At 70.2% G+C, this 12,015-nt stretch carries 10 protein-coding genes; 9 read left to right on the top strand and 1 reads right to left on the bottom strand.

Annotated elements, in window-relative coordinates; translation table 11 throughout:
* The first annotated feature begins 152 nt into the window (after positions 1-152).
* Both OXG55_05335 and OXG55_05330 read left to right on the top strand, forming a co-directional pair.
* Positions 153-1,064 carry an acetamidase/formamidase family protein gene (locus tag OXG55_05335; protein ID MCY4102679.1) on the top strand — a complete coding sequence of 304 codons (912 nt, stop codon included), beginning with the start codon at positions 153-155 and terminating at the stop codon, positions 1,062-1,064.
* The gene (locus OXG55_05330) at positions 1,061-2,614 is read left to right on the top strand and encodes an AMP-binding protein (protein ID MCY4102678.1); all 1,554 of its coding nucleotides are present in this window, start codon (positions 1,061-1,063) and stop codon (positions 2,612-2,614) included. The genes OXG55_05335 and OXG55_05330 overlap by 4 nt, the downstream gene beginning before the upstream one ends.
* A gap of 21 nt (positions 2,615-2,635) precedes the next feature.
* On the opposite strand, the gene OXG55_05325 is transcribed toward OXG55_05330, so the two are convergent.
* Positions 2,636-3,412, bottom strand: a complete 777-nt coding sequence (locus OXG55_05325) for an SDR family NAD(P)-dependent oxidoreductase (GenBank protein MCY4102677.1) — start codon at positions 3,410-3,412, stop codon at positions 2,636-2,638.
* Between the two features lie 235 nt (positions 3,413-3,647).
* Between OXG55_05325 and OXG55_05320 the strand changes: the two genes are divergently transcribed.
* The 7 genes from OXG55_05320 (at position 3,648) to OXG55_05290 (ending at position 11,983) form a co-directional block, all read left to right on the top strand.
* Positions 3,648-5,429, top strand: a complete 1,782-nt coding sequence (locus OXG55_05320; protein MCY4102676.1) for a sugar ABC transporter substrate-binding protein — start codon at positions 3,648-3,650, stop codon at positions 5,427-5,429.
* Between the two features lie 189 nt (positions 5,430-5,618).
* Positions 5,619-6,596, top strand: a complete 978-nt coding sequence (locus OXG55_05315; protein ID MCY4102675.1) for a sugar ABC transporter permease — start codon at positions 5,619-5,621, stop codon at positions 6,594-6,596.
* A 1-nt stretch (position 6,597) separates the two neighbouring features.
* The gene (locus tag OXG55_05310) at positions 6,598-7,563 is read left to right on the top strand and encodes a carbohydrate ABC transporter permease (GenBank protein MCY4102674.1); all 966 of its coding nucleotides are present in this window, start codon (positions 6,598-6,600) and stop codon (positions 7,561-7,563) included.
* Between the two features lie 40 nt (positions 7,564-7,603).
* Positions 7,604-8,698 carry an ABC transporter ATP-binding protein gene (locus OXG55_05305; protein ID MCY4102673.1) on the top strand — a complete coding sequence of 365 codons (1,095 nt, stop codon included), beginning with the start codon at positions 7,604-7,606 and terminating at the stop codon, positions 8,696-8,698.
* A 72-nt stretch (positions 8,699-8,770) separates the two neighbouring features.
* Positions 8,771-10,369 carry a D-aminoacylase gene (locus tag OXG55_05300; protein MCY4102672.1) on the top strand — a complete coding sequence of 533 codons (1,599 nt, stop codon included), beginning with the start codon at positions 8,771-8,773 and terminating at the stop codon, positions 10,367-10,369.
* The gene (locus tag OXG55_05295; GenBank protein MCY4102671.1) at positions 10,366-10,842 is read left to right on the top strand and encodes a RidA family protein; all 477 of its coding nucleotides are present in this window, start codon (positions 10,366-10,368) and stop codon (positions 10,840-10,842) included. The genes OXG55_05300 and OXG55_05295 overlap by 4 nt, the downstream gene beginning before the upstream one ends.
* Entirely contained in the window at positions 10,835-11,983 is a 1,149-nt protein-coding gene (locus OXG55_05290) for an alanine racemase (GenBank protein MCY4102670.1), read from the top strand. The genes OXG55_05295 and OXG55_05290 overlap by 8 nt, the downstream gene beginning before the upstream one ends.
* The last annotated feature ends 32 nt before the right edge of the window (positions 11,984-12,015 follow it).

The raw sequence follows: 12,015 nt of genomic DNA, 5'->3' as shown, positions 1-12,015 counted from the left end.
TTCTGTGCCCCTGAAGTCGCCGACATCCACCTGCGGACCCGCCTGCGCGGCGACCCCACGACTCGCCGTCCGGACGCCGATCTGGGCATCACCGAGCAACTCCGGATGGTGCGCGAGAACTGCAAGGCCCTGCGCAGGGACTAGGGAGTCCCATGGTGCAGACCTTCGAAGCTGACAACCTCAAGTTCACCTACAGCGGCGACCACGCCCCCATCGGCACCGTCGAGGCCGGCGAAGTCTTCGTCGTCGAGACCGAGGACTGCTTCACAGGCCGCTTCCGGCATCCCGACGGCTTCACGCCGGAGAATCTGGCGTGGGTGCTGTCGAACCTCGACGGGGTCACCGGCCCCATCGCGGTGGCGGGTGCGCAGCGCGGCGACGCCGTGGCGGTGACGTTGCACCGCGTGGAGGTCACGACGCCCGGGAGCGTCGCCTGGAGCACCTGCGGGGCCGACTCGCCGGTGGACTGGTGGGGCGAGTGGTACGCCTGCGACGGCCTCGAGGTGCGTGACGGCCACGTGCATGTCGGCGAGCTGCGCATCGCGGCCCGCCCGCTGGTGGGCTGCATCGCCACGGCGCCCGATCGTGAGACCGTCTTCTCCAAGATGCAGGGCCGCTACGGCGGGAACATGGACTGCAACGAGGTGCGCGAGGGTGCGACCGTCGTGCTGCCCGTCGAGGTGGACGGCGCCTACCTCTACTTCGGCGACAGCAAAGCCCGGATGGGCGACGGCGAGGTGGTCCAGTCGCCGGAGGTGGGGACCCGGCTGGAGGTGTCGGTGGCGGTGGGGCCACGGCCGCCGGGGATGGGCTGGCCGCGCATCCTGAGTGCCACCCAACTGGTCACGGTGGTGTCGGCCCGAAGCATCGACGACGGATCCAAGCTGGCGTTCGCCGAGATGCTGGCGTGGTGCGAGTCCACCTCGGGGTTGTCGCGTGCCGACACCGCGCTGGTTCTGGGCATGATCGCCGACGTGGGCATCTGCCAGGTGGCGAACTCGCTGCCCACGGCGCGTTGTGTCGTGGACCGGGCCGAACTCCCCTGGCCGGTACAGGCTTTGTGAGCACCGCCGGGGAACTGCCGGGCCCCGGCGCGGCCGCAGTTCCACGACGCTCCGTCGATCTCGTCCCGGACCTGCTCGCGACCGCGGTGCGGTCCGCCCCCCGCCGGCATGCCGTCCTCGCCGCCGGCGAGACGGTCACCTATGCCGAACTGGCCGACCGGGTCGACCGGCTTGCGTCGTGGCTCGCGGCGGCGGGTGTAGGCCGCGGCGATCGGGTCGCCCTCCGCGCCGCCAACAGCAGGCTGCACATCGACGTCTACTTGGCTGCAGCCCGAATCGGCGCGGCGTGCGTGCCGCTGGCGCCGGAACTGGCGGACGCGGAGGTCGCCCGGCTGGTGTCCGACGCGCGCCCCGCCCTGGCGTTCGCCGACGCCGCCGGCGCCGGGGCGCTGCGCGCGGCCGGCCTCGACGTTGTCGTGGACGGCAGCGGGCGCCACGGCGCCGCCCTGGCGACAGCTGCCGCCGGGCTGCCATCCCTGCCCGAGTCCTCGGATGTCGTCCTGATCGTCTACACGAGCGGTACCACCGGCGAGCCCAAGGGTGTGTGCCTGAGCCATGCGGCGGTGACCGCCAACGCGGCGATGAACGCCAGGTCGCAGGAGTTCGGCGCGCACGAGGTGTACCTCACGTCGACCCCGCTGCACCACACGTCGGCGGCGGCGCGGGTGTTCACGATGCTCGACGGGGCGCACACCCACGTGGTCATGCCGCAGTTCGAAGCGGGCGCCTGGATCGAAGCCGTGGAGTCCAACCGGGTGACGAGCGCCATCATCGTGCCTACGCAGATCCAGCGGATCCTGGACCACGAGGCATTCTCGCCCCAGCGACTCGTCTCGCTGCGCCTGCTCGTCTACGGGACCGCGCCGAGCGCCCGGGAGCAGGTCTGGCGGATGCGGCAGGCACTGGGTTGCGGCCTCTACCACGGATACGGCCTGAGCGAGACGCTGGGGGTCGTGACCGCGCTCACCGCCACCGACCACGCTGCTCTGGCGGGGCCCGACGATCCCCGGCTGGGTTCGATCGGCCGTGCCATCGCCGGCGCCGAAGTGGTCGTGCGGCGCTCCGGCGGCAGCGCGACGACGCCCGGCGAGATCGGTGAGATCACCGTCCGCACTCCCAAAACCATGTCCGGCTACTGGGGTGACCGAGCCGCCACCGAAGCGGCGTTCAGCGACGGCTGGCTGCTGACCGGAGATCTGGCGACCGTCGACGGTGACGGCTACATCACGATCGTCGGCCGCTCGAAGGAGATCATCATCTCGGGCGGGGTCAATGTCCACGCGGCACAGGTCGAGCGGGCCATCGCGGCGCATCCCGACGTGGAGGAGGTGGCCGTGTTCGGTGTGCCCGACCCCGAGTGGGGAGAGGTGCCCGTGGCGGCTGTCAGAGCCGCCGCCGGCAGCGCGCTCCGGCCCGGCGGCGTGGCCGATCTCGTGGCGAAGCGACTCGACCGCCGCAGCCGACCCCGCCAGGTGGTCTTCGTCGAGGACTTCCCGCGCACCGCCACCGGAAAGATCCGCAGGCAGGATCTGCTCAGCCTCCTCGAGTGAGAGCCGGCTGAGCCCGGCGTCTCAGGCGCGGAGGCCCCCGTCAAGCACGAGGCAGGCGCCGGTCATGTACTCGGGGGCCTCGCAGGCCAGGTAGCGGACCGTCTCGGCTACCTCGTCGGGGTCGGCGTAGCGGCCCAGCGGTACGACGCTCCGGTAGTCCGTGGGCAGGTCCAGATCACCGAGGGACGAGACGATGCGGTCGACCATCGGCGACTCCACGAAGCCGGGGCAGACAGCGTTCACGAGGATGCCAGCCGGCGCCAGCTCCCGGGCAAGCGAGCGCGTCAGCCCCACGACGGCGTGCTTGGAGGCGTGGTAGACGCCGGTGAAGGCACCGCCGGCCAGCCCGGCGCCCGAGGCCAAGTTCACGATGCGACCCCCGCCGGCGGTCTTGAAGATCTCAGCAGCCGCACCGCAGAGCCAGAACAGGCTCATCACGTTCACATCGAACGTCCGGCGCACCTCGTCGGGGTCGAGCGCCTCCACCGGGGCCGTGGGGCCCTCGATCCCGTGGGCGTTGACCAGCACGTCGAGGCCGCGCAGCGACTCCTGCGCATTACCGACGGCGGCCCGTGCGTCGGTTTCGTTGGTCACGTCGACCGGAATCGACACCACCCGTCCGTCCTCCGCCGTTGCTCCACCGGTGAGTTCGGCGGCCAGAACCGCCAGCCGCGCCGCGTCGACATCGCAAAGAGCCAGACGGCAGGCGCTCGACGCCAGATGGGTCGCGATCCGCCGCCCAAGGTGCCCTGCCGCGCCGGTGAGCAGTACTTTCGGCTGGTGTTCCGGCGTGGTCACGACGGGCGGAGCCCCGGCCTGGGGGGCACTCGGATCCGCCTTGGATGCGCCCGCGGGTATTGATCTATAGTCGGCATTCGCCTGTGGGTCTTCCTGTGGAGATCGTCGAACGATGCTACAGCGCCGGGGGTTCCGGCCCGGCGGGGGTTCGTCCCCCGCTCGGTCGGGGTTCGCCGGTTCTGCGGGGAGGGCCACTGGCGGGAACGACATCGTCACACCGAGAGGGGAAAGACGGATGAAACTGTTTAGGAGACGGGGATCGGCTCTTGGGCTGGTGCTGTTGGCGGTGCTGGGGCTCATAGCGGCCTCCTGCGCGGCTGACACGAGCGACATCGAAGCGTCGGCCGACGCGGCGATGAGTGCGGCCCAGGGGGCGGCAACTGACGCCGGTGTGGCGATCGCAGACGCCGGAGCAGCGTCTGCGGAGGCCTCGGCTGCGTCCGCGGACGCGGCTGCTGCTGGTGCCGAGGCGCAGTCAGCCGCTGCGGACGCGGCGGCAGCGGCGGCAGATGCCGCGGCAGCGCTTGCCGCTGCGGACGCGGCTCAGGCAGCGGCCGATCTTGCCCAGGCCACGGCCGAGGGCAATGAGGCGGCCGCCGCCGAGGCAGAGGCGGCACTGGCTGCAGCGCAGGCTGCGGCCGATGCGGCCGCGGCCGAAGCGTCGGCGGCACGCGAGGAGGCAGCCGCTGCGCAGGCCGAGGCCGACGCGGCTCGCGCCGACGCGGAGGCTGCGCAGGCCGAGGCGGAGGCTGCGCAGGCCGAGGCTGCGGCTGCGCAGGCCGAGGCGGAGGCTGCGCAGGCCGAGGCAGAGGCGGCGCTCGAGGCGACCGCGCGTCCCTTCGAAGGCGTCACGCTGAAGTTCGGCAAGGCGCCGCACGGCCCGGACGAGATCGCACTGTTCGAGACGTGGTTCGCGCCCTTCGAGGAGCGGACCGGCATCACCGTCGAGCACACGGTGGTTCCGTGGCAGGACGTCGAGTCGACGTACACCGCCAGCTTCGCCGGCGACGACCCGTTCGACGTGACCTACCAGGTGAGCACGCACCTCACGCTGTTCGGTGATCGCGGCGCCTTCATGGACGTGCTGCCGCTGATGAGCGCCCCGGAGTACGCCTCCGAGCGCGCCCACTTCATCGACAGCGCCATCGATGCCAGCCTCTACCAGGGCAAGCTGTACGGCGTCCCGATCATCATCGGCAGCACCGTGATGTTCGTGAACCTGGACCTGCTCGAGCAGGCCGGCGTCAGCGAGGTCCCGAGCACCACCGACGAGCTCATCGCCGCGGCCCAGGCCGTGGAGGCGAACACCGACGCCATCGGCTTCCATGTGCCGATGACGACCGTGGACTTCAACTGGTACTTCAACCTGCAGAACGTCCACAACTTCGGCGGCGACATCGTCTCCGACGACTACACGTCGGCGACCCTCGACTCCGACGCGGTGCGGCAGGCGACGCAGTTCGGCGCCGATCTCATCTGCACCCACGGGGTGCAGCCGCCGATCGGCCAGTACAACCGTGAGGAGGGCATCTCGCTGTTCAAGGGCGGCCAGCTGGCCATGCTGCTGGACGAGCCACTGCGTGTCACCGCCTTCGAGGACGAGGGCCTGCCCTTCAACTGGGACATCGCACCCCCGGTGGGGGCGCCCGACGGCACCCAGACGATGTTCTCCACGACGGGCCACTGGTCGGTCGCCGCGGGAAGCTCCAACCCCGACGCCGCCTGGGAGCTGGCCAAGTTCCTGAGCTCGGCCGAGTTCATGACCGCCTACAACGAGGTCTACGGCTGGATCTCGCCGCGGGACGACATCACGACGTTCCTCGGCAACGAGAAGCTGCAGAGGAACCTCGAGTGGGTCCTGGCCTCCTGGGACGGCCTGGTCACGCACCCGAACATCGCCCAGATCCTGGACGAGTACGGCCAGGCACTCGAGGCGGCGGCCTCCTGCGAGGTGTCGGTCGACGACGCCCTGTCCGGAGCGCAGCAACGCGCCGCGGAGATCCTCGAGCGCGGGTAACCAACGCCGCGGCCGGCCCCGACGGTGAGAGCCACGGGGCCGGCCGCTGACACTGATGGTCCGGGGGCCGGCAGCTACCGGTGAGGGGCTGCCGGCCCCCGGGGCACACCGATCTGTTCGCACATCTCGACATCGAGGCAGGCACGTGAAGGTGCGACCTCCCGGGTTACACACCACCGCGAGGACTTCATGACCGCGGTCGATGCACCGGTGCCGGAGGTGGTGCCCGACGAGTGGGCGGCGCCCAGTCTCAGCGACTCCGAGTACCGCTGGCGTGCCCGCCGTTACCGCTTCCGCACCGTCAGGCGCGCCGCAGGCTTCCTGTCGCCGTACCTCATCGTCTGGGGCGTCTTCCTGGCCATCCCGGCCGTCTGGGGCATCTTCCTCAGCTTCAATCAGGGTGGCTTGATCAGGGGTGACCCGCGGGTCTTCGTGGGCTTCGAGAACTGGACCCGCACCGTCAGCGACTCCGAACTCCGTACCGCGGTCAAGAACACCAGCATCTACGTGCTCATCGCCATCGCGGTGGTGTTCACTCTGGCCATCTTCCTGGCCTCGCTGCTGAACAACTACAAGAAGGGCAGCAACTTCTACAAGGTCGCGCTGTACTTCCCGCTGCTGGCGCCGCCGATCCTCGGGGCGATCATGTGGTTCTTCATGGTCAACTTCGACTTCGGGATCCTGAACCTGCTGAAGCGGTCGGTCCTCGGGGGCGAGGGCATCAGATTCCTGGGGGACAACCCCCACGCGCTGCTGACCATCGTGGCGGTGGAGGTCTGGCGCGGCCTGGGCTTCTGGGTGCTGTTCTACCTGGCGGGCCTGCAGAGCGTGCCCGAGGAGCTGCAGGCCGCCGCCCGCATCGACGGTGCGGGCAAGTGGCGCCGGTTCCGGCGCATAACCGTGCCGACACTGCGCCCGCTGCTGCTGTTCGCCCTGGTGATCGCCGTCATCTTCAACTTCCAGCTCTTCGACTCGGTGCAAGTGCTCACCGACGGCGGCCCGAGACTCGGCACCGCCACGGTGGTGTGGTTCATCCACAAGCGATTGTTCAAGTTCCAGGACACCGGCCTGGCGTACGCCTCCAGCATCGGGCTGCTGGTCGTGGTGCTGATCCTGACCGCGCTGTCGTTCTGGCTGCTGGGCAAGCGACGACAGCGCGAGGCATGACGTGGCCGGCGACGTGACCCCCGATCCCCCGGCCCTCGAGGAGGTCCCTGCGACGGACGAGATCAGCGACGCCGACGCCATGGCGGAGCGACTCGCCGAGGCGGGCCGCGCCAAGCGCGCCAGTGACCGGACCCGGAAGATCCTGGCCTACGTGGTGCTCTCGCTCTTCGTGGTGATCGCCATCGGTCCGGCCTTCTACCTCATCTCGCCGGCGTTCCGCGACAGCGTCTCGCTGTTCACCTACCCGCCGGAGTGGATTCCCAGCGAGCCCACGCTCGAGAACTACCGCTTCCTGTTCTCCAGCACCAGCTACGTGCGCTGGGCGATCAACACGCTGATCTTCGCCGGCAGCACCACCCTCCTCACGCTCGTCACCAACTCCATGGCCGGCTACGCCTTCGCCCGCCTGCGCTTCCCGGGGCGCAACGTGCTGTTCTTCGTGGTCCTGGCGACGCTCATGGTGCCGGTGGCGGCGGTGCTGGCGCCCACCTACCTGACGGTGAACACCATCGGGGATTGGCCCATCATCGGCAACTGGATCGACATCGACACCTACCTGGGCCTGATCCTGCCGAGCGCCGTGTCCCCCCTGGGGGTGTTCATGATGCGCCAGTTCATCGAGACCCTCCCCGACGGTCTCTACGAGGCGGCACGCCTCGACGGCGCCGGCGAGTGGCGCATCTTCACCAGGATCGTGCTGCCGCTCATCAAACCGGCCCTCGTGGTGCTGGGCATCTTCGTGTTCATGCTCACGTGGGCCAGCTACCTGTGGCCGCTCGTGGCGGCAACCGACAACGAGTTCCGGGTCCTGACGGTGGGCATCGCCTCCCTGAAGGGGCAATTCGTGACCGACTGGGGCATCCTGGCGGCGGCGTCGCTCCTGACGATCGTGCCGGTGACCATCGTCTTCCTGTTCTTCCAGAAGTGGTTCGTGCAGGCGTCGATGGCCGGTGCCCTGAAGCAATGACCCGGAGAAGCAATGACGCAGAGACGAAATCGGAGGCGCCATGGCTGAGGTGATCCTGCGCCAGTTGACCAAGCACTTCGGCAGCGTGGAGGCGGTCGAGGACGTGACCCTGCGCATCCCCGACGGCGAGTTCCTGGTGCTGCTCGGCCCGTCGGGGTGCGGTAAGAGCACCATCCTGCGCCTGATCGCGGGCCTCGAGGACGCCACCCGCGGCGAGATCCTGGTCGACGGCGAACTCATCAATTTCAAGGACCCCACCAAGCGCAATGTGGCGATGGTGTTCCAGAACTACGCCCTGTACCCGCACATGACGGTGTACAAGAACGTGGCGTTCCCGCTGGAGACGGCCCGCATGGCCCGCGACGAGGTTGCCGAGGCGGTCCAGCGGGCAGCGGAGATGCTGGAGATCGAGGCGCTGCTGAAGCGCCTGCCGGAGCAGCTCTCCGGTGGTCAGCGCCAGCGGGTGGCCCTCGCCCGGGCCATCGTGCGGCAACCGCTGGTATTCCTGATGGACGAGCCGCTCTCCAACCTCGACGCCCAGCTGCGCCTGCAGACGCGCCTGGAGTTGATGGGCCTGCACGAACGGCTCGGCATCACCACCATCTACGTCACCCACGATCAGGTGGAGGCGATGACGATGGGCCAGCGGATCGCCGTGATGAAGGACGGCCGCATTCAGCAGATGGGCGACCCCACCGGCGTGTACGACGTACCCGCCAACACGTTCGTGGCCACCTTCCTGGGCGCCCCGCCCATGAACCTCATCAGCGGTGCGCTCGAGCGGGACAACGGGCAGACGTACTTCCGGGTGGAGGGCTACGAACTCGCGGTGGATCCGGCAGTGTCGGGGATCGCGCCCGATGTGCTGACCGAAGCCGCCGGCGACGCCCAACTGGGGGTCCGTCCCGAACATCTCACGCTCGCCTCGCCCGACGCCGAAGGTCTCCCCGGCGTGGTCCGTTTCCTGGAACCGGTCGGTTCGGACCTGTTCGTGAGCGTGATGGTGGCCGGACATGCGGTGCAGGTGCGGATGCCCCCCGACACCCAGGTGAACACCGGGTCGAACGTTCGGCTGGCGTTCGACCCCGCTCGCAGCCACATCTTTGGCGCCGACTCCCAGAACCTGCGGAGTTGAGTCCTCCGGCAACCGCGGGCGGCGAGTCGTCGGTCCGCCGTGCGGCAGGAAAGGCGGAGGTGAACCCGGCCGATGCATGACCTGGTGCTGTCTGGCGGCCACGTGGTGGACGGCACGGGCGGGCCGCCGCTGCGCGCCGACGTCGCCGTCAGCGACGGGCGCATCGCCTCGCTCGGCCCGGCCGGATCGGCCCGGCGGGTCATCGACGTGTCGGGCCACCTGGTGGCGCCGGGTTTCGTGGACATGCATTCCCACTCCGATCTGGCGTTGCTGGCCGAACCGGACGCCGAGGCCAAGGTGATGCAGGGCGTGACCGGCGAGGTGATCGGCCAGGACGGGCTGGCCTACGCGCCCTTCGACGACTTCACCCTGGCGGCGGTGCGCACCCAGACCGCCGGCTGGGTGGGGGATCCGCCCGGTCTGGACTACGGCTGGCGCACCGTGGCGGAGTACCTGGAGCGCTTCGAGGCGTCGCCGCCGTCGCTGAACGTGGCGTTCCTGGTGCCCCACGGGAACCTGCGCATGATGACCGTGGGCACCGACGACCGGCCTGCGACCGGGGCTGAACTGGCCGAGATGCGCTCCCTGGTCCGCCAGGGCATGGCCGAGGGGGCACTGGGCCTGTCCACCGGCCTCACTTACACGCCGGCCATGTACGCCGGGACCGACGAGCTGGTGGAGCTGTGTTCGGAGATCGTGCCCTTCGGCGGTTACTTCTCGCCCCACACCCGCAGCTACGGGCGCGGCGTGATGGAGGCCTACGACGAGATGGTCGACGTGTGCCTGCGCTCGGGCGCGCCGCTGCACCTCACGCACTGCCAGGTCAGCTTCCCCGGCAACGGGGGCCGCGCCGGCGAGCTGGTCGATCGCTTGGCCGCCATCGACCCACGCCGGCTGGAGATCAGCGCCGACAGCTACTGCTACGTGCCCGGCTCCACCTACATGGCCGCATTCCTGCCGAACTGGGCGTGGACCGAGGGTCCCGAGGGTGTGCTGGCGCACCTGGCCGATCCCGGCGCGGCCGAGCGGATCCGCCACGAACTCGAGGACGTCGGCACCGACGGCTTCCACGGTGCGCTGATGGACTGGTCAGCCATCGAGGTCTCCTCGGTGGGCAGCGAGGAAGGAAGGCGCTGGATCGGCCGGCGCGTGTCCGAGATCGCCGCCGAGCTGGCGGTGTCGCCCTGGGAGGCGGTCCGTCGCCTCATGCTCGACGAGCGGCTGAACGTCAACATCCTCACCCACGTCGGCCACGAGGACAACGTGCGCACCATCATGCAGTTGCCGTTCCACATGGGCGGCAGCGACGGCATCATGACCGGCGCCCGCCCGCACCCCCGGGCCTGGGGCACCTTCGCCCGCTACCTGGCCCACTACGCCCGCGACGAGGGCATGTTCGGCTGGCCGGAGATCGTCCGCAAGCTGGCGGCGCTGCCGAACCTGCGGTTGCGGCAATTCGACCGGGGACTGCTGCGGCCGGGTTACTGGGCCGACATCGTGGTGTTCGACCCCGACGCGGTACGCGACACCGCCACCTTCCAGAATCCCCGGCAACATCCCGAGGGCATGCCCTGGGTGCTGGTGAACGGCGAGCTGGTGAAGGACGACGACGTCCACACCGGTGCCCGGCCGGGCCGGGTGCTGCGCAGCCAACTGCGGACGGCGGCATGAGCACGCCCGTCGAGCGGCTGCGGGCAGCCGGCTGGGAACTGCCGCCCCCGCCCCAACCGAAGGGCATGTACGTGCCTGCCCGCCGTCACGGGGATCTTCTGCATCTGAGCGCCCACGGACCCCTCGGTCCCGACGGCGGGTTCACGCACCGCGGCGTCGTGGGGGACGCGCTCACTCTCAGCGAGGGGCGCGCGGCCGCCGCCGCCACCGCCCTCAGCCTGCTTGCGTCGGCGGCCGGTGCGCTCGGCGACCTGTCGGCGATCAGCGGCGTGCTGCGGATGACCGGGTACGTCAACGCCGCGGCAGGCTTCGAAGATCACGCCCGGGTCCTGGACGGGGCGAGCGAGGTGCTGGAGGCGGCGTTCGGGCCCGACGCCCGGCCCGCCCGCTCGGTCGTGGGCGTGGCGAGCCTCCCCTTCGATCTCCCGATCGTCACCGAGGCGACGTTCGTGATAGGAGCAGACGATGGCTGATCGGACGATCCCCGCCGGCGGCCTCCTGGACATCCCCGCCAGCATCGAGACGCCCTCCCTGGTGGTGGACCGCGCCCGCATGGAGCACAACATCGCCGACATGGCGGCTTATGCGGCCGGCAGAGGCATCGGCCTGGCGCCTCACGCCAAGACGCATCGCACGCCCGAGATTGCCCGCCTGCAGATGGCGGCCGGGGCGGAGATGCTCTGCATCGCCAAGCTGGGCGAGGCGGAGGCCCTTGCCGACGCAGGTCTGGACAGCTTCGTCATGGCGTACCCGATCGTGGGGGACGCCAAGATCGCCCGCGCCCGGCGGCTCATGCACAGGGCCAACATCCTGCTGTCGGTGGACTCCTTCGGCGCTGCCGAGGCGCTCGGGGCGGGCATGGCCGCCGAAGGCATGACCGCGGAGGTGCTGGTGATCACCGACACGGGCTATCACCGCTGCGGCGTGCCGGCCGGCGAGGCCGCCGACTTCGGGGCCGCCATCGCGCCCCTCCCGGGGCTGCGCCTGCGGGGGCTGATCACCCATGAGGGCCACGCCTATTCCAAGCCCGGCACCGACGGCCTGCACAACGCCTCGGTCGACGCCGGGGAGTTGATGGTCGCCGCCGCCGACGAGGTGCGGGCCAGGGGACTCGACATCGACGTGGTGTCGGTGGGCTCCAGCGCTACCGCCCGCCACACCACCGCGGTGGACGGGATCACGCAGGTCCGTCCCGGAATCTACGCCTTCAACGACTACGGGCAGGTGCTGCGCGGCGTGGTGGGCTTCGACCGCTGCGCGGCGCGGGTGGTGGCCACGGTGGTCAGCCACGTCGAGCCGGACCGGGCCATCCTGGACGCCGGCTCCAAGTCGGTCAGCCACGACCGCCTCGGCATCCACGTGCCGGGCGCGCCCGGCGGCTACGGCCTTGTCGTGGACCTGCCGGGCTGGGAGCTGTACCAGCTCTCCGAGGAGCACGGCTGGCTGCGCTGGACGGGCGACGGTCCGCCCGGCGAGCTGACGATCGGGCAGCGCGTGCAGATCCTGCCCAACCACATCTGCTCGGCGTTTCACATGCTGGGCCAATCGGAGATCATCGACGCCGGCGAGCACGTCGCCACCTGGATCGCCACCGGCCGCGGCGAGAGCCGCTGAGGCCATGCCCCCCGCCCCACCTCGTCATGCCG

It is taken from the genome of bacterium, assembly GCA_026708055.1.
GTDB lineage: Bacteria > Actinomycetota > Acidimicrobiia > Acidimicrobiales > CATQHL01 > VXNF01.
Note: the sequence above shows the minus strand (reverse complement) of the source record. Positions and strands in the feature narration are given on the sequence as shown.

What these genes read in the sequence shown, in the direction of transcription:
- OXG55_05295 (MCY4102671.1), top strand. Translation starts at nt 10,366, where the DNA reads ATGAGCACGCCCGTCGAGCGGCTGCGGGCAGCCGGCTGGGAACTGCCG.
- OXG55_05320 (MCY4102676.1), top strand. Translation starts at nt 3,648, where the DNA reads ATGAAACTGTTTAGGAGACGGGGATCGGCTCTTGGGCTGGTGCTGTTG.
- OXG55_05305 (MCY4102673.1), top strand. Translation starts at nt 7,604, where the DNA reads ATGGCTGAGGTGATCCTGCGCCAGTTGACCAAGCACTTCGGCAGCGTG.
- OXG55_05315 (MCY4102675.1), top strand. Translation starts at nt 5,619, where the DNA reads ATGACCGCGGTCGATGCACCGGTGCCGGAGGTGGTGCCCGACGAGTGG.
- OXG55_05290 (MCY4102670.1), top strand. Translation starts at nt 10,835, where the DNA reads ATGGCTGATCGGACGATCCCCGCCGGCGGCCTCCTGGACATCCCCGCC.
- OXG55_05335 (MCY4102679.1), top strand. Translation starts at nt 153, where the DNA reads ATGGTGCAGACCTTCGAAGCTGACAACCTCAAGTTCACCTACAGCGGC.
- OXG55_05300 (MCY4102672.1), top strand. Translation starts at nt 8,771, where the DNA reads ATGCATGACCTGGTGCTGTCTGGCGGCCACGTGGTGGACGGCACGGGC.